We start from the raw sequence: 20,575 nt of genomic DNA on the forward strand, positions 1-20,575 counted from the left end.
TCCTCAATTTTTTAAAATATTTTCTGAGAGTAGCCATTTATCGACACTGTTTTTGTGCAAATTAACATATTTTGAATAAATAATATCTAGTTGTATCAAAATTGGCACTTGCGGTGAAACGCTGCCCAAAGCTTCATCGGGTGAGAAACTAGCTGCGTAAATCGTTTCTTCACAGTAATCAATAAAAGGTGAATCCTCATTTGCGGTTATTAAAAGAAATTGCGCTCCATTTTCCTTACCCAATTGAATCGCCTTTAAAATATTGGAATCTTTTGCGCTCAAAGAAGAAATCAAAATCAAATTATCTTTTCCAGCTGATGCTGCTGATAATAAAATTGAATGTTGATCACTATAAACCTGAATAAACTTTCCAAATCGAGAAAACTTAAACGTAAAGTCTTGTCCTGCAAAAGAATTAAATCCCAGTCCCCAAAATAAAATAATTTGGGTCGAGTGAATCAAATCACAAAAATTTGTTACAGCCTGACTACGATATGAGGCATCACTTCGAGTTGCTAATGCATGATAACTAGCAGTCACTGGCGTTGAAATCATACTGGCATCTACCGTTTGATCCCGTAATGACAAACTATAAAGAAAAATTAATTCTTTGTAGTTATTTAAACCCAACTTCTTACAAAATCTGGTAATTGACGGTGCTGAAACAACGATTTCTTTCGCCAAATTACTAATACTTAAAATTTTTCGTTTTGCAATAAAGTAATCTGCAATAACCTGTTCCACTGAAGTAAAATCGTTACGCTTAGATTCTATTAATAAAAATAAATCATTAACTTCATTGGCCATAATTGTCCTCTTTACTTGTTAATTTTAATCGTCTTAATTTCTCCAGGTTTAAAGGATTCCATTGAAACTTTTCTTTGTTCACCCAGGTTCTTAACGATTTTACCAGTAAAGTCCGTCAAACTCGTAATACAAGGCTTGTTTAGAATTAAAACGTTATTTCCATCACAAATAAATTTATTAGGGTTATAAATTCGAACTAGCCAGCCAGATTTATCTTCACTTTCTGTTAAGCTACTAAAAATCAAATTATCAGTCATAATTTCAAAGAAGGGGTGACTTTCAATCTGGTCGTCTAACTCATGCATAACAAAATACTTCAATGTATTCGTAAACTGATTCAAGGTTTGTACTTGATAGTACGGGTTACTTGTTGCGTAGGTTTGAAAAGTCTCCATTGCCTGTACTGGATTGAATTTTTCATCGAAACCAATCGCAAATTTAAAATGAAGTTGTTCTTTCAACTGACTATCTGGTGTGGGAATATAAGTAAATTGATTTCCAGAAGCAACACCCGGACGTCTAATTAAATCTGGTCGTCCCAAGAAACCGACCGATCTGAACAACGTCAGGGCAATACGATCGAATTGTTGTCCATCAATCTGATACTCTTTTATTCCCTTTGAATAAACAGTTGTACTGCCTCCGTCTGCATGCAAATTAGCATAATGAATCATTGGGAAAATTGCAGTTGGTTCTTCATTCCAACCAATTTCTTGCCAATCATGCAAGTGTGGATCAACGACTGGTCGTTTAATATAACCAAATTGTGTATCTGAATATGAATAATTATTTAACTGAGTATTAGACTTAATCACAACTCGCATCCGATGATCTTCTGCTTGATTGTCAATGAGCAGATGTGTTTTAACTAAGCCGCTGTCATCCAATACTAGCTGCAATTCATAATTAATTTGGACTGTCTTTTGATTTAAACTTCGTTCACTTAAATTCTTGGGTAAATCCCAAATACCCTTAATTTTTAACTGTTGACGTAAATTGCCACACTCACAACTTACCTGACTGTCTGAAAAGTTTAAATCTAAAACTTGGTTATCGTATGCTGGTGAATAGTCATAGGTATCACCTTCATCACCGTCATCTACAATTGATAAGAAATTATCGATTGTCTTGCCAGTCTGAAGATTTAATAATGCCAGTTGTCCATCATGAAATTTAATTTGATAATGAGAATCTTGAATTTGGTCACAGTCTTTTGCGGGAACTATTTCAATAGTTTTATCCGTAATCGGCTTAATATTCAATGTAATCCATTGCAAAGCAGGTATTGTAATTTGAGCCGAACAATCATAAACATAGTAATAATCATCATCAAGATATTGAGATTCATCTCGCTTAATCTGACCATGATACTTCTTAGTAACATTCCAGATATCTACAGGAATTTTGGAGTTTTCATAAAAAAGCTCAAAATTCTTTTCTTTCAAGGAAACTTTAAATTCAATATCCTTTTGAATTGGAAAAGGCAACGTGTTGAAAAAAGTTAGGTCATTAGACTGCTTATTTTTTTCAGATTCTGAAATTTTACGTGTTAAATAATCAACTGCTGAATATGATAATTGATCTGCTTCACGAAGTCGCTCTAAAATTATCTGATTCGTTTTATCACTATTACAACCACCAGCACTATCATGTGCTTGATTTCTAACAATCAATTTCCAAATCTTATCAAGCAAAGATTTTTTATACGGAATACCAACTCGATCAGCCATAGCCATTAGAGGTTCTAACTGATAAATCATCCTTCTTTCAACTTTATCGTTTAAATACTTTTGATCATATCTTGAAGAATAAATGGATCGATGTATTTTTGAAACTGAGCCACTAATGAATTCGCCTGAAACATTATCGAGCGTATTTTTATACTGTTCAATGTCTTCAAACAGTTTGGGATAGTTGCTTTCAAATAAGTATGTATCTTTATCCATTAACTGTTGATTATAGAAAGAAATTCGTTCCTTTAAATCATAATCAACATAACGCTGATCTCCACCTACTGGCAAAACGATATCATCAATCGTGGCACCATCCACAACTGTTTCTATAACTTCTGTTGCATTATCATCGTAAATTAAACCTACGCCAACAAAATAACCATCCTTAATGTTTGCCACTGTAACTTCTGAATCGTCTTCAGATTTCCAGTTGAACTCCCTGGATTTGGTTTTGTCAGCTGACAGTCCACGCCAAAACACGGCATCATGGATATCCATCCCATTGTATATTTTAGGCATATCAGCCCCTTGCCCAAACGAATCTGGTAAATAACCGATTTTTTGACTACCGCCTAATTTTTTTGCCAAGTTCATCCCTAAACTCAAATTACGAATAATGGATTCACCTGTAACAATCAACTCATCAGTTTGTGTATACCAAGGTCCAATAAACAATCGACCCGTTTGAACCCACTTAGTCAACTCAAACTTCTTTTCTGGATATGCATCTAAGTAATCCTCAAGAATACTCATTTGACCGTCTAATAAATAATAATCAACTTGTTGTTTTTCTAATGCCTTAAAAACCTCGTCCATATGATATACAAATTGCACGATGGCTTCATTTCTAGTGAAATACCACTCGAAATCCCAGTGCGTATGTTGAATTACGTGTACTTTTTTCATATCAATTCCTTTCAAAAGAGAGGCTTTTTATAATTTAAATTTCATCAACTGTTGTTGCCAAAACTACTTTGTCTTCATTTTCTAAAATAGTTTGACGGAAATTTTCATCCATTAATTTCCGTGCTATTTTACTCAACAGTTTTAAATGTTCAGTTGAGCCATTCTTGGGAATACTTAGGACAAAGGCAACTGTGATTGGCTTTTTATCTAAGGAATCCCATTCAATTGCATTTGAAAATTTCACTAAGAACAAGCCTGGCTTAACGACACTATCATCATTACTATGTGGAATGGCTATCCCATCTTTAAATCCAGTTGTAGATTCTTTTTCGCGATTCTTCAGTCCTTCATAAAAATCATTTTCTGATGTGCTATATCCGTTATAACTTACAAATTTTGCAATACTTTGAAAAGCTTCATCCTGTGTTTGACTTTCATTATCAAAAAAAATATTAGTTTGATTGAAAATTTCTTTTTCCATGTTTTCACCTACATTATTTTATTCATCAACACTCTTTGCAGCTTCAATAACTGCTGTACTACGCGTCATACCAATTATTAAAGCTGTTACACAAATACCAGCACTAACACATAATATCCATGTAACAAACGGAATTGGTTGTTCAATATATCCGATAAAAGTTCCTAATGGAGATCCAATACCACCATAAAATTTACATCCTGTTGCAGCAACTAACCCACCAGCAACAGCTGAACCTGAAACATTTGCAATAATCATTCGAAGTGGATCAGACGCCACAAATGGAATAGCTCCCTCAGTAACACCAACTAATCCCATTCCGAGAGCCGCACTAGCTGCTGCTTTTTCATCTTTAGAAAATTTATTTTTCCAAATAATTGAAGCCAACCACACACCTAACGGAGCAACTGAAATAGCTGCTTGAGCTGCTGTTCCGGGAACAAAGTTAGCATGTTGAATACCGTATTTTGTCATCGTATCTGTAAAAATAGCTGTCCCAAAAATCAAAGCTGTCTTATTAACAGGTCCACCTAAGTCAAAACCAATCATGGCACCAATAACTGCACCCAAGATAATTGGAGCACTAGCTGAATTAGCATTAATCCAATTTAGCCATGAATAAAGTCCATCCATACCACCAGCAATCGGTTTACCGATAACATAAAAGACCATTAACGATATGAACAAGGTCGCAATAAATGGAATAATCATAATTGGAACAATCGGTTGTAAAATTTTAGGCCATTTAATTTTCTTTAGAAGTAGTACAAAGTAACCAACAATAAAAGCAACTAACATGGCAGCGATAAAACCACCACCGGCTTTAGCATGTAATAGTTCAGGATCATTTGAAATATAAGCACCAATCATAGCTGGTGCAATCGCAGGTTTGTCAGCAATTGAATTAGCAACAAATCCAGCAAATAGTGGAATCATCAATTTAAAACCAACTTGACCTACTTGAAATAAATTGGACATTAGCATTCCCATTGGAGTACTTGTATCAAATCCCCATTTAACGATTCGACCTAAATCATCTTTTTGGAATGCATATAAATTGGCAATAGTTAAAATAAGTCCTGCAGCAATAACCATTGGTAACATGTATGAAATACCGCTCATGACATGAGTAAAGAAAGTAGTTTTCTCTTTATTACTACCAATCTGAATCTTACCGACCTTGCCACCTTTTTTACCAAAAACAGTTGCTTCTTTCTCAGCCTTTTCAATAACTGCTTTTCCATCATTGATTGCATCGTTCGAATCAGTGACAAAGAGTCGCTTGCCAGTAAATCTAATTGGATCAATTTTGATATCGGCTGCCACAACTACTAAATCTGCATTCTCGATATCTTCATCGGTTAATTTATTTTCGGCCCCAATAGCACCGTCAGTTTCAACCTTAACCTCGTATCCAAGCTCTTTAGCAGCTTTTTCGATTGCTTCGGCCGCCATATAAGTATGTGCAATTCCTGCAGCACACGCTGTTACTGCAACTAATTTTTTAGCCATTCTTTCATCCCCTTTGTTTTGATACTTTGATAATAATTTATAGTCAATAAATAGTAAACGCTTTCTGTATATTTAGAAACTATTTACTTATCAGCATTTATCTCTGAAATTTTTTACAAAAAAAGATACCTTTATGCAAAGGTATCTTTTCATTTTATAAATAATATTCATCAATTAATTTGATTATAAAAATTATAAGCAGCTCCAATTAAATTGGCATCATTACGATACTTAGCTGGTTTTATTTGTGGCAATACCGGAGTATCTCCCCAGGCACTCATTAATTTTGAAACAGTAGCTTTTAGATTAGCTAAAAAGTTATTATTTGCGGAAACGCCACCACCGATTATGATAGCCTCTGGATCAGTAACAAACTGCAAGTTATAAATAGCCTGCGCCAAACTATCATACATAACTTGAGCCTCTTTTATGGCACCTCGATCACCAGCATCAGCTAGTTTAAGAATATGCTCTCCAGAAAAATTAGTCTGATATCTTTGATTATATCTTTCAGCCAAATGCACTGCTGTACCAAGTGAACTCAGAGTTTGACCATTTTGGACTAACATCATCCCAAATTCACCACCGTAAAGATGGCTTCCGTAAACGATGTGATCGTCAATCACAATCGCTCCACCAACACCTGTACCTATAACTAAAAAGACAATATTATCGAAATCACGAGCAGCTCCTGTCGAGAGCTCCGCTAAAGCCGAACAACTTGCATCATTTTCCATCGTCATCTTGTAACCAGTTAGCGATTCTAATTCCTTCAAAATTGGGAATCCATGAATATATGGCAATGCACTGACACCATTAATAATTCCGCTTGCTTGATTGACAGCTCCTGGAATGCTTAACCCGATTCCTTGAACGTCATCCCCTTTAAATTTATCAGCAATATATTTAATAATTCCATAAAACTCTTCTAAAGTATCAGGGGTTTTAACATTATTTTTATTTGAAATAGCCATTTCTCGTTGATTCCACAGTCCATATTTTATAGAAGTACCGCCAATATCAATCACAATTAATTTGTCTGCATTCATCGAAATTCCACCCCAAACTTTTATTTAATATTCTAATATTAATCAAAATACTAGCTGATAAATGCGCAACTAACAACCGATTTAATTAATATTGAAAATAGTTTCAAGTGACCTGATTTTTATTTCACAGCGAGTGGAACAAAACATGGTCAGCTTTCAATCATATAAAAAATAGGACAAGCAATCCGATTTTTGGATTACTTGCCCTATTTGTATTTAAGCGGAAAATGTTATGTTTAGTTGTACGTTTATGCTACATACTTAATAACTTCCAATTCGCCTTTATTACTTATCATCGTCTTGAGATACCTTATTAGGACCATCGACAACTTTTTTTCTTAAAGATTCATCATTCTTAAATAATTTTTGAGCCTCAGATAATTTTTTAGGACTATTCTTAATTTCTTGAGAAATTTTACTAAAATCATTCTTGGCAGGATCTTCTTGATGTTTTTTGAAAAAACTCATGATAATCGCTCCTTATCCTGTTGTAACGCTAATAATTATATAACAATCGCATGAAAATGAACCTGAAAAATAAAATTAAATTTCCCCTATTACAAGGTCACTTCACTTTTAAAAATTAGTAGCTTTGTTATTATATACTAAGTAAGCTTTAAGTTTTAGGGGTTGAAAAGAAAAAATGAGTAAAAAGAAAAAAATACAAAAAACATTAGTTGAGAAAATTCTCGATAAAGAAAAAGTTGATTACATTCCAATGACTTTCGAAACAGAATCCGACGGTGATACTCAAGAGTTAGTTACCGATAAGAGTACTCGTGATGGTTATAAAATTTACAAAACTTTAGTTCTGACTGGTAATAAAACTGGTCCTTTAGTGGGAATGTTGCCATTAGACAAACATCTCAGCTATAAGATGCTAGCCAAACTCTCCGGTAATAAAAAAGTTGGTATGGTTCCATTAAAGGATCTTATTAAGACAAGTGGTTTCGAACATGGCGCTAATAGTCCCGTTGGTATCCACTCACTACACAATTATCCAATTTTCTTCGATAATGAAGCTGAACGTTCTGAAAAGATTATCGTTTCGGCTGGTAAAGTTGGTCAATCAATTTTAATTGAACCACACGCTTTAGCTAAATCCGTTAACGCTACATTTGGTGACTTTGCAGTTGATAATCCAGAATAAAAAAACGCCAATGACCAAAGTCATTGACGAATTAAATTTATACCTTATGCAGCTTTATTGTTGTTTTTTAAATTGTTAATAGCTTTTTCAATGGTTGTACCGTTGCCAAAGTTATTGCTATCGTTAACATCAACTGCGGTGAATAATTGATCCTTAAGATCTAATAAAATTCTGTATTTCATTATTCACATCTCCTTTATGTTCCGTATCAAAGGGTAGCGACTGATTGTTATACTACTTGCTTTTGAAATTAAAGTCAATCAAAAGCACTTTCACTTGACTTTATAAGGATTTCGAATAAAATTTAAGACACAATTAGAAAAGGAGAACTAAATGAATAACATTTGGAAATACGTTTTGGGCTTCTTTATTGCCCTACTACTATTCTCATTCTTCATTCACATAATATTGCCATTGATTGTTATCCTAGCAATCATCGGTGGTATCTATTATCTCTATCGAAGACATCAAAACAATAAATATACCCCTGATGGGCGTAAAAAAGTAAACTAAAACAACGAGAGTGGAACAAAACATGGTCAGCTTTCGAGCATTAAGGCAAATAGCGCTAGTAATCCGATTTTGGATTGCTAGCGTTATTTGTTTTAAGCGGAAAAAGCTATGTTTTGTTCCACGTTTATGCTGCATATTTAAGAAAAAATGGTTAAGTCATAATTCCTTTTTGTTTCTTATTTACTTGGTCGATCAATATCAGCTGTTGCCGAAATCAACAATAGAACTCCCCCAGCAACCGCGGCCGAAAGTAGCTGTGAATTGCTAAACCATTTAAAAATAAAACCTAAAAGAGCCACAACTAATAGTAAAATACCCAACCAACGGTCAAGTTTCATCAATAAATTCATTTTGCACGTCCTTTTATTATTAATTTTAACCAAAAAATACTAAAATAAAGAGTGATAAGTTTATTACTAACATTATACATTATCTTGGAGGGCTAAAAATGGATAAAGCACAAAGACTCAGTGTTTTAGATGATTTAATCAAGTTGGAAACAGTCAATGGTAACGAGGAAATTGTTGCTAATTACCTAAGGGATTTATTTGAACAAAACGGTATCAAAACAGAACTCAATAAATACGATGATAACCGTTACAACCTAATTGCTACTATCAAAAAGGGTGACGGTAACTTTTTAGGATTCACTGGACATGAAGATGTCGTCCCTACTGTTGATGACAGTAAATGGAATTATGGTTCTTTCAACCCTAAGCATATTGATGGCAAGATTTTCGGTCGTGGTTCATCTGATATGAAGGGCGGTTTAGCTGGACTTGCTATTGCTTTAATTGAATTGAATGAAGACGCAAACTTCAAAGGTAATATCAAATTCATCGCTACCGTTGGTGAAGAAATCGGTGAAATCGGTTCTGCTAAATTAGCTAAAGAAGGCTATGTCGATGACGTTGACGCTTTAGTTGTTGGTGAACCAAGTAACTCTTCATCACGCTTAGTTATGGAAAAACTAATTGGATCTGGTTTGATTGAAACTAATGGTCAAAAGCCAGAATCAAGAATCGCTGCCTTTTGTGCTCATAAGGGTTCAGTAACTTACAAAGTTATTTCTCATGGGCGTGCTGCTCACAGTTCAATGCCAGAAGTCGGTATCAACGCTTTGGACAATTTAGTTGCTTATTACAACAAACAAGCTACTTATTTCCAAGAACTAGTTAAAGCTGAAGATGATGTACTTGGCACAACTAAACCATCGGTAACAATTATGAACGGTGGTAAACAAGAAAACACTATCCCTGATTATGCTGAAATGACGGTTAAAATCAGAACTATTCCGGAATATAACAACGATAAAATCATTGCTGAATTAAAAGATATTATCGACAAGATGAACCAAGCTGACCCAAGAATGAATCTGGAATTCCAACTATCAAGCAGTAACTGGCCAGTTAAGACTGACATTGACTCTGACTTCATGAAGCTTGTTCGTGCAAGTTATAAAGATGTCTTAGGCGTCAACATTTTAACAGTCGGTGCTCCCGGTGGTACAGACGCTTCTCAATTTATCCAAGCCAATCAAAACTTAGATGTTGTCGTTGCTGGACCTGGTAATGAATCAGCTCACCAAATTAATGAGTTTGTTTTTGAAGATGATTACTTGAAGTATATTGATATTTATAAAACTATTGCTACTAAGTACTTTGGATAATCTCAATTAATTAAGAAATGAAAAAATAAACAAGTAAAAAAATAATTCAAAAATCTCGCTAACCTATTTAAGTTAGTGAGATTTTTTTGAATTCAGTACCCTTTCAATACACTGAAAGCGCTTATTAATAGAGTTTTAACCCTTGTCACTCAGAACACTGGTTATAAATAAATTAAGAATGGAATCCAAATCATTTTGCCACCAAAAAGGTATTTCTAAAAGAGGCATATCATTTTGACGACACCAATTTCTTTTTATGTCCATATTCTTTTTAAAGTTCTTATATCTAGGGCCCTGATTATTATAATGATGCACCCCATTATACTCAATAACACACATACGTTTATTTATACAAAAAACAATATCCATTCCAAGATGTAGGCCCCTCTCGTTCATCAATCCCTTGAAATGTCTTTCACGCGAATAATCATATCCCAAAGATTTTAAGTATCTACAAATATGTTGAACTTGCCAACTAGCAATTCCCCTCCGGTATGGAAAATTTTTATATTTCAATTTAGCGTTTTTTTCATATTTAAACGAAACGACGATGATCTTATCTTTGTTTCCATCACTATTGATTATTTCAATATCTCCAACGTGAATTACTTTTTGTAACTCATAGGGTAAATACCAGGAATAAGTTTTCCCATGGGTATTATATCTTCCCAGAATCACATTTTGACGTTCTCTTACAAATCGCAATTCATTCAAAATAAATTTCCTCCAAATTATAGTAAAATCGCACAATTTATTTTTTCAAACTCTTAAGGATACTCTTTGCCAAACTTACATATCTGTAAGTAAGATGTAAGTAAATCAAATGTAGAAAAATCAGCCTATTCTTTAATATAGTTGTCAGGAGGTACAGACAAATGAAGCAACTATTAAAGTTTTTGATACTACCTATGACAATTATCGGCATAGTTTACATCGGTGCCTGCGCCTATACAAAGGATCGGACAGATGAATTTTCTCAGGCAATGGGTCAATTCAACTTTCTGGTCAAAGAAGAACCACGCTTTGTCAAAATTGACAATTCTAAAAGTAAAGATGAAGACGGCTATGGCAATTATGAGTACACTTTAACCAGCTATGATAAGGATAGCAATAAACATCCCATTAAATTCACTGGTATGGGCAAATTGAAACAAGGTCACTTTTTAGAAGTTACAGCAAAAGGGGGCTATGTTATTACTTATCGAGAGGTATTCAAAAACGACATGCCAAATAATGTTTATAACAAACTTTTAACTGAATAAACACTGAATCACGCTAATGATCAAATTATATAAAAAGCACTTTTGAGAAATTGCCTCAAAAGTGCTTTTTGCTATGTCATTAATATGGTTCTATCGAGTAGTTTACTCACGCCAACTTATCAATTTGATCTTCAACACTAAGCATCTGTACAATTCCCATAGCACATTCGGTACCTTTATTGCCTGATTTACCTCCAGCACGATCAATCGCTTGAGCTAAAGATTCGGTCGTCAAAACACCAAACATAACGGGAACTGCACCCTTTAAAGATACCTGACTCAACCCTGCTGCAGTTTCTTTACAGACATAATCGTAATGATTTGTTTCGCCCTTAATAACAGCCCCTAATGCGATGATTCCATCAACCAACCCACTCTTTGATAATTTATTGACAACACGAGCTAATTCTAATGCACCAGGCACATGTACAATCATAATTTGCTCGGAAGTTACAGAGCTTTCTTGGAGCTTTTGAACCGCTCCCTGCAATAACATATTAGTAACGACACTGTTGAAATCCGCTACCACAATACCAATTTTCTTAGAACTATTAATTTGTTTAGTTGTAATTTCCTTCATTTTAATTTACCTCATTCAATAGATGATGGAATTTTTTCTTTTTCGTTTTCAAATAAGTTTGATTTTCTTTCGTTAAGCCAACTTCTAAGGGAATTCTTTGAACGACTTTAATTCCTGATTCTTGCAGTTGCTTAACCTTATCAGGATTATTGGTCATTAACTTTATCTGCTTAACACCTTTGGATTTAAGTATTTCAGCAGCTATTCCATAGTGACGCGCATCAGCTGGAAATCCTAGTGCTTGATTGGCTTCAACTGTGTCCATACCTTGATCCTGTAAATGATATGCTCGTAATTTGTTAGTTAAACCAATCCCACGACCCTCTTGTCGCAAATAAATCACCGCACCGCGGCCAGCTTGTTCAATCTTACGCAATGATTCCTGCAATTGTGGGCCACAATCACAACGAAGAGAACCAAGAACATCTCCAGTTAGACATTCACTGTGAACACGGACCAATAAAGGTTCCTTGTTATTAAAATCACCTTTAGATATTAGTAGATTTGGCTCTTTTTTTCCATCACCAAATGCCTGTAATTGAAAATGTCCAAACATAGTTGGCAAGTCAACAACCGCATACGGGCTAATCTGCGAATTTTCCTGATGTTCCCGATATTTCAAAATATCGTTAATTGTCAAAAAATTCATTTTGTTCTGTTTGGCAAATAATTGTAAATCTTTTGTTCTAGCCATGTGACCATCTTTTTTAATTATCTCGCAAATATATGCCACCGATGTTGCTCCCGCGAGTTTTGCCAAATCCACTGCTGCTTCGGTGTGACCACCACGAATTTTGACTCCATCATCTTTAGCAATGAGTGGAAAAATATGGCCTGGGTGATAGAATTTATCCCAATTGCTCGTCGGATTTGCTAACGTCTTAATTGTCTCCGCACGGTCATAAGCCGATATTCCAGTCGTAGTTGTTTTAGCATCTAGGCTAACTGTAAACGCAGTTCCGTAGGCATCTGTTCCATGGGAGATCATTGGTTCTAGAGATAATCTCTGTGCAACCTGCTGACTCATAGGTACACACAGCAATCCCTTCGCCTGAGTGATCATTTGATTAACAGTGTAAGGTGTCGCAAATTCAGCTAAACCGACCATATCTCCTTCACCTTCTCGATCAACAGCATCAGCGACGATAACTAACTTGCCTTGTTTTAAAGATTTGATTGCTGATTCGACCCTTTCGATATATCCATCTTTACCCATGATCAATCACTCCATCATTCATTTTCACAACATATTTACCTAAAATATCCGTCTCAATGTTTACTTTTTCTGCAACTTTCAGTTGTCCTAATATTGTTTCTTTCAATGTATAAGGAATCAATGCTACTTTGAACCAGTCAAGTCCAACAGCCACCACTGTTAAACTAACGCCATCTATGCCAATTGATCCTTTTTCTACAATAAACGGCATTTGACTGGAGATTATTTTAAAAGTAAATACCTTAGAAGTAGATAATTCTTCAATATTGGTCACAATAGCCGTCGTATCAATGTGTCCCAAAAGAAAATGACCATTCAAACGTTCAGTTACTTGTAAGGCTGGTTCCAAATTAACTAAACTATTTAATTGCAGTTCATCGAAAGTAGTTCTATTTAATGTCTCTGGTATTGCGTCAACCCAAAAATCATTGTTTTGAAATCTAGTGATTGTTAAACATACACCATTAATGGCAATACTTTCACCAACTGCAAAACTTTCAGGATTAATTAATTGTGACGCAATCCTAATTTGCTTAGTCCCCTGATTTTTTTGTAGTTGAACAATCTTTCCTTGTCCTTTGACGATTCCTGTAAACATCAATATACCCTCCTTGCTGAAATTTTTACATCTGCTCCTAATTGAACAATTTGTTTAATTTTGAAGTTCATCATCTCAAAAATTTCTTGTCCCCAAACACTTGGTAATCCGGTTCCCCCAATCAACTTTGGGGCAATATAGACAACCAAATTATCTACTAACCCACTTTTAATAAAATTCGCGTGGATATGACTTCCACCTTCAATCAACAAAGATTGAATTCCTTGTTGCGCTAAAAAATGGATAATTTTCTTTGGAGTCCAAGCTTCATCAACTAGGACATGGACATTTTCCGGTAAAACTTGGGTATTCTCATAACTAGTCAAAATATAAATAGGACCTTTTGACTGAAAAATTGCCTGTTGTAAATCCAGTTTTTGGGCATTACGAATCAGTACAATTCTAAGAGGTGGAAATGTAGGGTTACACCGCACCGTTAATTGCGGATTATCAACTTTCAAGGTATTCTCTCCGATTAAAATTGCTTGGTTCATTAATCGCAATTTTTGAGTATCTTGAAAAGTATCATTTCCCGTTAATCTAGTTCGTTCACCATTTCTTTGATTAATTTTCCCATCTAAAGACATGGCATACTTCAAAGTAATGAGTGGTCTGCTATTTTGGTAATAAAAATTATATGCTAAATTCATTGATTTACTATTATCCAAATTAGTTACTTGAATATCACATTGTTTCATGCGCTCAACACTTTTGCCAGCAACTAATGGATTAGGATCAATTTGACCAACAACCACTCTCTTAAATCCAAGTTCGATTATTTTGTCTACGCATGGCGGCGTTTTTCCTTGATGCCTACAAGGCTCTAGAGTCACATAAAGTGTTGCTCCAATTGCAGCTTTCTCATTTTTTAAATGACTAATTGCATCAATTTCAGCGTGTTTATCCCCAAAACGATGATGATAACCTTTTGCTAAAATTTGACCATTTTTAACAATGACCGCACCCACCAAAGGATTTTGCCAAGTCTGACCTAATCCATTTTGGGCCTGATCCATTGCTATTTCTAAATACTGCTGATCTGTCAATCTTATTCACCCCACAAAAAAAGGCCCCGCAAAAAATGCGGGGCCCCATTATTTTAATAAGCCAAATAAGACTTCTTTCGAAGACAATTTCAAATAAACGTACTGAGTACGAAAAAATCTTATTTTTCTTCTCCCATCCAGACTATACTGTCGGTTCCAGACTCACACTGGATCCACCGCAAAACGCGGGTCACGGACTTCAACTTTTAGTTGTTACCGTCGGTCGGGAATTACACCCTGCCCCGAAGAAATCATTATTTAGTTTTCAAAAAAAATAATATCACTGCAAAAATATAATTGCAATTATATTCAATAATGTTTCTTTCTTAAATTTGGTTAGACATAACTGAAATCTAAGTCATTGTAAGCTTAGAATAAAATTAAAAAGAGTAGATAAATCTCATCTGAGGTTCTTTCTCAAGTTTGGTTATAAAGAAATAGAGTCATCATCAATTTGATTATTCAAGTTGATGATGACTCTATTTCTTTTCTCTTACATTTTTAATATTTGAGTATACGCTTATGATGAAAGGTGGCTTTGTTATGGGCAAATATCTTTCTTTGAATATTAGTGATTTCTTACTTGGTAAAAATTATATTCTTTACAATTTTAGAGAATTGAATAGAAAACTTTACTTTTATATAAAGTCACGTCCACATGGTTGTGCATGTCCTAAGTGTGGTACTATCTCACATACATTTTCTGCCACATATCATCGTATTTTACAAGATACCCCCATCCATAATAAACAAGCTTACTTAGATATTGATTGTTATAAGTACAGATGTTTAAACTCTAGTTGTTCTCAAAATGTCTTTGTAGAAAGACTACCATTTGCTGGTTCTTATCAAGTCAGAACACATGCCTTAAATACATTTATAGTCGGTTGTTCCATTCTATTAAGCAATGAGAGTGCCAGTCATATACTTAAAATGCTTGGCGTAAGTGTAAGCAATGACTCAATTCAAAGGCTATATGATCAATTAAAATTTAATGATGATCCTAATATCAAGGCAATTGGGATTGACGACATTGCTATTAAAAAAGGAAATAATTATGCAACGGCAATATACAGAGTAGATAATCATCAAATGATAACTTTATTAAAAGGACGTGAAGTTCAGTCCGTCAAGGACTGGCTGAACTGTCATAAGAAAATAAGACTTGTAGCTAGAGATCGTGAAAGTGCCTATGCAACTGCTATCAATCAAGAATTACCTCAATCTGTACAAGTGGCGGACAGATTTCATCTCCTACAGAACTTAATAAGTCGTTTGAATGACATTCTTAAATTGAAGTTACCTTCCACCATTTTTATTCAGCACGGAAAAGTTATAGAGAAACCACTGCAGAGAAAAAATAGCCAAGGATTATGTCCACCAGAATTATTGGACCATTTATATTATGACAATACTCCTCCAACAGATAATAAAGAAAATAAGATATTATTTGATAATAAAAAACATAATTTTAATTCAAAACAATATAAGGCTCAAGCATCTAGGAGACATAAAAAACAAAAAAATATTAAATACATCCAGTTGAATTATAAACTGACATCAAAGTCCATCGCAAAAGCAGCTGAGGATTTTGATCTAAGTAAAATTACTGTTAAAAAGTATATGAAAATGTCTGCTTTAGAAATTCAAAAGTTGAACGCTCCACAAAATTATAAAAAACGTAGATCTATTATGAATGACTATTTGAATATTATTTTTAAAATGATGTGTGATGGACTAACTGATTCGGTAATTTACTCCTACATCATTACGCATGGATATATAGGTAACAAGAAACAACTGCACGAATATATCAGATATATAAGTGAAAATAACTTTCCGAATCGTCCATCGAGTAGAGTAGAACCTTCTCCAAAGAAGACTTCAATAATACTCATCAAAAGACATAGGTTAATAAAATATCTGTTGTCTGTAAATAAAAGTGCCAATGTAAATAAAGATTTGATTCTAAACTTATCGGTTATGGAACATGCCTATCCAATAATTAAAGTTGCTTCCCATATATTCTCAGAGTTCCATAAAATCCTGATGGGACAAAATCCTTATAAATTAGACGACTTTTTAGAAAAATATAATGATTTCATAATATCTAATTTTTGTGAGCGTATAAAAAAAGATATCGCCCCAGTCAAAAGCGCGATATCTCTAAGTATCAGTTCTGGCTTTGTTGAAGGCAACAACAATAAGCTCAAACTAATCAAAAGAATTGTATATGGTAGAAGTGGAATAGTCAACTTCCGTGAAAAATGTTTATTGGCATTTGCAGCTAGCCAAGATGATTTTAATCTTCAAAAATTTAATCCGAACTGGATCACTAATCCAGTCTAAATTTCTTATAACCAAACTTGAGAAAGAACCCATCTGAATTTATCCACTCCATTTTTATATTCAGTTCTATAACCAAAGTTGAGAAAGAATCTTAGTAATACGTAGGTAGTCATTTTTTAATTCAAGCGATTTCGATAATCATTCAAAATATCTGGCCAATCAGTTTGAATGGTATTAATTCCAAAATTTAAGATTCTTGACCAACTCCAATCAACTCCCGACAGTAAAGCTAAATTATCGTCCAATTTACCAAACAAATCAGTCTTATCATTCAATTTAATACTGTTCCCAAGGAACATATAATCACCGTTTCGATATTTATCCAATTCTGGTGCATTGATAAGCGTAAACTGTGGCTTATTTTCAATAATTTCAAATCCAATAATATTCAAATTAGGATAATCAGCCAAAATTTCCAAATCCTCTACACTAGTGACAATCGGAAAATACAAGTATTGAACTGAATGATTATTCAATTTTTCCAAATATTCACGTTTAACTGGAGATTTCAAAATAAAATATTCTCGCATTGCTTCATATCTATCTAATTCTGGCAAAAACGTATCCCAATAATCCCAAGATCGGTCAATATTTAAGAGCACATCATGATTTATATGATCATAAAAATAATCAAATGTCTCCACAGACTTAGTGATGGTTTCACCTAAAGCATTTCTAAAATGTTTAGAGTTAATCTCAGCAGTCGAAAGTTCTTGAATATTACGAGTTTCGTTCAAAAGTCGTTCTTCTCCGCCATCATGAAAAATAAAGAAGTCATTATCAGTCGACATTGAAATATCAATCTCAATCATATCAGCATGTTGCAACTGGGATACTTTAACAGCATCACTCGTATTCTCAATAACATTCCCACCATGCGAACCACGATGAACGACAATTAAAAATTTATTTTGATGTAATTTTTCTAAAAATTTATTTTTGTTAACTTTCATGTTTCATCTTTCTACTTTTAAATAGATTTCTTAGAACATTTTTCCCGTCAGCATACACGAAGAAGAAAACTAATGTATTAATTGCCATCAGTAATACCGAGTAAACAAAATTCAACGCAATACCTTCAATCCCCGCTTCTGAACTGGAATTACTTCTGATGACTACCCCAACTGGTTTAGCAATCGGGTTATACAAAAAGACGGATAAATCATAATCACTCAGTTTTCCATTAAAATTAATTGCTAACATAGCCAAAACAGTTGGCAAAATAATTGGTAGCACGACTTTAATGTACGAATACAATGGCTTAGCGCCCAAAATTTTAGCCGCATCTTCCAAGGATTGATCCACTCCATAATAAGATGCTTTCAAAAATCTAAATGTATTCGGCATTAACACAACCACGTAAGCAATTAACATAATTACTAAGGACCCAGTCAAAACGTTATTGAAAACAATACCATGTGGATGAGAGTATGTCATAACCAATCCCAAGGCAAACATTAAACCTGGAAAGACCCACGGTATATGGATTAACATTTCCAGCATCGTTGAAAATTTAGTTCTATTTTTAAAAATAAATCTAGTAACCACCAGCATCATCAACACAACAATAATTGAAGCTGCAGTTGCATAAAACACACTAGTTACAAACGGACGATAAGCTGTATCGCTAGTCAAAATCAACCGATAATTGTCCAAACTAAAACTTTTAAAAGTTAAATGTCGTGATGAGATTGTTTGGTAGTCAGTAAATGAAAATAATAAAACAATCAACAACGGCATTGTATTAATCAAAGCAAATACGTATGCTGTGACATGTGTCAAAGCATTCAATAATTTATTATGAATTTTTACCCGCTTGATTGTTGTCTTGACTTTAGAAATGGATAAAAAGTTTCCTTTCCGTTCATTTCTTTGAATTATATATAACAACACTAATTGCATCAATCCTAAAAAGAATGACAAAACGGCTGCTAAAGTTCGAGAAGATGGTCGTTGTGTGAATGTCAAAATCAACGGACTAATCGTTTCAAATTCGCGACCCCCAATCATTAAAGGTGCCGCCATAGCCATCAATCCCGTTTGGAATAACAAAATCGTACACGTTAACAAAATTGGCTTTAAAGTTGGAAAGACAACTTTTAAAAGGATTTTTAAATCCGTCTCCCCCAGACCTCTAGCAGCTTCTATTGTTTGATAATCGATATTGGTAAAAGCGTTTCGAAAAAAAATCATATATGTCGATGTACAAGCGAATGACATCAAAAATAAAACTGCACCGTAACCACGAAACCAAGCTGGATTCATATGGGGAAAGACATTCAATAAAAGTGTTGTGATAAAACCTCTGGAGCCATACGTAAACATATAACCATTGGCTAACATCACGCCCCCAAATACCAAAGGAATCATATAAGCTACTTTGATCAATTTACGACCTTTAATCTCAAAGTATTCTAAAAATAAAACTTCCAAGATACCAATGACAGTCGTCGTTATCGGCAATGTCACTGCTAAGAGAAACGAATTTTTAATTCCTCTGACAGCTCTTTGCGAACTAACAATAGCTTTTAATCTTTCAGTGGAAACTCCATCAGCCGTAAAGAAAACTGATTTAATAATCGAGAAATTGGGAATAATGACAAAAGCAAGAATAAACCATAAGAATATTCCCAGAAAAAGCACAATCCCAAAATTAACTTTTTTTAATTTTGCCATCATAGTTGAACCTCATCAGCGTAATTTAGAATGTTCTCCAAATTAATGAAAACTGATACCTCATCACCAACTTCAAATTTACCGGCAGTACTTTCACTTTGGAAAGACAAGAAACTTACACCATTAACTTCAATCTTGTAATAAGCGTACATCCCATAAAATTCTTTGGAAATTATCCGTCCAGTAATCAAGCTTTGCTTTTCCTTTGATAAATATACTTTTTCTGGACGAATATAAAATTTATTGACATGTCCAAAGTGTGACGGATTAAGACCAATTTTTTCTAAATCAGTTTTTGAGAAATAATTAGCATCCCCAATAAATTTACAAACGAATTCAGTTGCCGAATGATTATAAATCTCGTTTGGCGTTCCAATTTGATCAATTTGTCCTTTACTAAAAACGGCAATTCGATCAGATAACATCAGTGCTTCTTCTTGATCATGAGTTACGTAAACCATCGTGATACCATACTTCTTTTGAAAGTCACGAATATCTTTCCGTAAAGACTTTCTCAATTTAGCATCCAAATTCGACAACGGTTCATCCATAACTAAGATTTTCGGTTTCCTAGCTAGCGCACGAGCAATTGCTACACGTTGTTGTTGACCACCTGACATATTTGAAACATTTTTTGCTAATTGTTCTTTAGTCAAATCAACCATTTCTGCCAATTCAGCAACTCGTTTTTTAATATAATCTTTCGATTGTTTTTCGACTTTTAATCCAAAAGCAATGTTTTCATATGCCGACATGCTTGGAAATAAGGCATAACTTTGAAAAACCATTCCAACTTGTCGTTCATGAACTGGAACATCAGTTATATCTTTATCATCAATCGTGATTACACCATGACTAGTCTTTAAAAAACCAGCTAAAGCTCGTAAGGTCGTAGTTTTTCCGCAACCAGAGGGACCCAACAAGGTAAAAAATTCACCTTCCTTAACGTCAAAAGTTAAATCAGGAATCGCTACAAAATCGTCATACTTAATTTGAATATTCTTAAACGTAATCATGACATTCTTTCC

Annotated in this window: 21 protein-coding genes and 1 riboswitch; of the genes, 5 read left to right on the top strand and 16 right to left on the bottom strand. The window is 34.2% G+C overall.

Annotated elements, in window-relative coordinates:
* Window positions 1-3 precede the first annotated feature (3 nt).
* From FD31_RS00505 to FD31_RS00530, 6 genes are all read right to left on the bottom strand, one after another.
* Window positions 4-807 (bottom strand): MurR/RpiR family transcriptional regulator, encoded by an 804-nt coding sequence (locus FD31_RS00505; protein WP_057890803.1) that lies wholly within the window; start codon window positions 805-807, stop codon window positions 4-6.
* A gap of 11 nt (window positions 808-818) precedes the next feature.
* Entirely contained in the window at window positions 819-3,446 is a 2,628-nt protein-coding gene (locus FD31_RS00510; RefSeq protein WP_057890804.1) for a glycoside hydrolase family 38 N-terminal domain-containing protein, read from the bottom strand.
* A gap of 34 nt (window positions 3,447-3,480) precedes the next feature.
* The gene (locus tag FD31_RS00515) at window positions 3,481-3,927 is read right to left on the bottom strand and encodes a PTS sugar transporter subunit IIA (RefSeq protein WP_057890805.1); all 447 of its coding nucleotides are present in this window, start codon (window positions 3,925-3,927) and stop codon (window positions 3,481-3,483) included.
* An 18-nt stretch (window positions 3,928-3,945) separates the two neighbouring features.
* Complete coding sequence (locus FD31_RS00520) at window positions 3,946-5,439, bottom strand: PTS fructose transporter subunit IIC (RefSeq protein ID WP_057890806.1); 1,494 nt, start codon at window positions 5,437-5,439, stop codon at window positions 3,946-3,948.
* Window positions 5,440-5,609: 170 nt separating this feature from the next.
* A complete protein-coding gene (locus FD31_RS00525; RefSeq protein WP_057890807.1) occupies window positions 5,610-6,488 on the bottom strand; it encodes an ROK family protein in 879 nt (292 codons plus the stop codon).
* A gap of 285 nt (window positions 6,489-6,773) precedes the next feature.
* Window positions 6,774-6,956, bottom strand: coding sequence for a hypothetical protein (locus tag FD31_RS00530; protein ID WP_057890808.1), 183 nt, complete (start codon window positions 6,954-6,956; stop codon window positions 6,774-6,776).
* A gap of 175 nt (window positions 6,957-7,131) precedes the next feature.
* On the opposite strand from FD31_RS00530, the gene FD31_RS00535 reads away from it, so the two are divergent.
* Window positions 7,132-7,638, top strand: a complete 507-nt coding sequence (locus FD31_RS00535; RefSeq protein ID WP_057890809.1) for an aminoacyl-tRNA deacylase — start codon at window positions 7,132-7,134, stop codon at window positions 7,636-7,638.
* A 44-nt stretch (window positions 7,639-7,682) separates the two neighbouring features.
* Here FD31_RS00535 and FD31_RS14260 read toward each other — a convergent pair whose 3' ends face one another.
* Window positions 7,683-7,820, bottom strand: a complete 138-nt coding sequence (locus FD31_RS14260) for a hypothetical protein (RefSeq protein WP_164480477.1) — start codon at window positions 7,818-7,820, stop codon at window positions 7,683-7,685.
* A 151-nt stretch (window positions 7,821-7,971) separates the two neighbouring features.
* Between FD31_RS14260 and FD31_RS14000 the strand changes: the two genes are divergently transcribed.
* Window positions 7,972-8,151, top strand: a complete 180-nt coding sequence (locus FD31_RS14000) for a DUF2207 domain-containing protein (RefSeq protein ID WP_137432112.1) — start codon at window positions 7,972-7,974, stop codon at window positions 8,149-8,151.
* A 176-nt stretch (window positions 8,152-8,327) separates the two neighbouring features.
* Here FD31_RS14000 and FD31_RS14005 read toward each other — a convergent pair whose 3' ends face one another.
* Entirely contained in the window at window positions 8,328-8,501 is a 174-nt protein-coding gene (locus FD31_RS14005; protein WP_157049134.1) for a hypothetical protein, read from the bottom strand.
* A 98-nt stretch (window positions 8,502-8,599) separates the two neighbouring features.
* Between FD31_RS14005 and FD31_RS00540 the strand changes: the two genes are divergently transcribed.
* Window positions 8,600-9,820: an ArgE/DapE family deacylase gene (locus FD31_RS00540; protein ID WP_057890810.1), complete on the top strand. Its 1,221-nt coding sequence runs from the start codon at window positions 8,600-8,602 to the stop codon at window positions 9,818-9,820.
* 135 nt (window positions 9,821-9,955) lie between these two features.
* Here FD31_RS00540 and FD31_RS00545 read toward each other — a convergent pair whose 3' ends face one another.
* A complete protein-coding gene (locus FD31_RS00545) occupies window positions 9,956-10,534 on the bottom strand; it encodes a hypothetical protein (RefSeq protein WP_057890811.1) in 579 nt (192 codons plus the stop codon).
* 161 nt (window positions 10,535-10,695) lie between these two features.
* Between FD31_RS00545 and FD31_RS00550 the strand changes: the two genes are divergently transcribed.
* Window positions 10,696-11,082, top strand: coding sequence for a YxeA family protein (locus tag FD31_RS00550; protein ID WP_057890812.1), 387 nt, complete (start codon window positions 10,696-10,698; stop codon window positions 11,080-11,082).
* A 106-nt stretch (window positions 11,083-11,188) separates the two neighbouring features.
* Here FD31_RS00550 and ribH read toward each other — a convergent pair whose 3' ends face one another.
* From ribH to ribD, 4 genes are read right to left on the bottom strand one after another with little or no spacing between them, the layout of a single operon-like run.
* Window positions 11,189-11,662 carry a 6,7-dimethyl-8-ribityllumazine synthase gene (gene ribH, locus FD31_RS00555; protein WP_057890813.1) on the bottom strand — a complete coding sequence of 158 codons (474 nt, stop codon included), beginning with the start codon at window positions 11,660-11,662 and terminating at the stop codon, window positions 11,189-11,191.
* A gap of 1 nt (window position 11,663) precedes the next feature.
* Window positions 11,664-12,878, bottom strand: a complete 1,215-nt coding sequence (locus tag FD31_RS00560; RefSeq protein ID WP_057890814.1) for a bifunctional 3,4-dihydroxy-2-butanone-4-phosphate synthase/GTP cyclohydrolase II — start codon at window positions 12,876-12,878, stop codon at window positions 11,664-11,666.
* Entirely contained in the window at window positions 12,871-13,476 is a 606-nt protein-coding gene (locus FD31_RS00565) for a riboflavin synthase (protein ID WP_057890815.1), read from the bottom strand. Before FD31_RS00565 ends, FD31_RS00560 begins: the two co-directional genes overlap by 8 nt.
* Entirely contained in the window at window positions 13,476-14,522 is a 1,047-nt protein-coding gene (gene ribD / locus FD31_RS00570; protein WP_083483537.1) for a bifunctional diaminohydroxyphosphoribosylaminopyrimidine deaminase/5-amino-6-(5-phosphoribosylamino)uracil reductase RibD, read from the bottom strand. Before ribD ends, FD31_RS00565 begins: the two co-directional genes overlap by 1 nt.
* Before the next feature lie 121 nt (window positions 14,523-14,643).
* Window positions 14,644-14,776: riboswitch (FMN riboswitch) on the bottom strand.
* A gap of 268 nt (window positions 14,777-15,044) precedes the next feature.
* Between ribD and FD31_RS13840 the strand changes: the two genes are divergently transcribed.
* Window positions 15,045-16,871: an ISL3 family transposase gene (locus FD31_RS13840; protein ID WP_147007271.1), complete on the top strand. Its 1,827-nt coding sequence runs from the start codon at window positions 15,045-15,047 to the stop codon at window positions 16,869-16,871.
* Window positions 16,872-16,987: 116 nt separating this feature from the next.
* Here FD31_RS13840 and FD31_RS00585 read toward each other — a convergent pair whose 3' ends face one another.
* Genes FD31_RS00585 through FD31_RS00595 form a run of 3 tightly spaced genes read right to left on the bottom strand, consistent with a single transcriptional unit; the run spans window position 16,988 to window position 20,563 of the window.
* Entirely contained in the window at window positions 16,988-17,824 is an 837-nt protein-coding gene (locus tag FD31_RS00585; RefSeq protein WP_057890817.1) for a glycerophosphodiester phosphodiesterase family protein, read from the bottom strand.
* A complete protein-coding gene (locus tag FD31_RS00590; protein ID WP_057890818.1) occupies window positions 17,814-19,550 on the bottom strand; it encodes an ABC transporter permease in 1,737 nt (578 codons plus the stop codon). The genes FD31_RS00585 and FD31_RS00590 overlap by 11 nt, the downstream gene beginning before the upstream one ends.
* Entirely contained in the window at window positions 19,547-20,563 is a 1,017-nt protein-coding gene (locus FD31_RS00595; protein WP_057890819.1) for an ABC transporter ATP-binding protein, read from the bottom strand. The genes FD31_RS00590 and FD31_RS00595 overlap by 4 nt, the downstream gene beginning before the upstream one ends.
* Window positions 20,564-20,575 lie beyond the last annotated feature (12 nt).

Source organism: Companilactobacillus nantensis DSM 16982 (assembly GCF_001435815.1).
Taxonomy (GTDB): domain Bacteria; phylum Bacillota; class Bacilli; order Lactobacillales; family Lactobacillaceae; genus Companilactobacillus; species Companilactobacillus nantensis.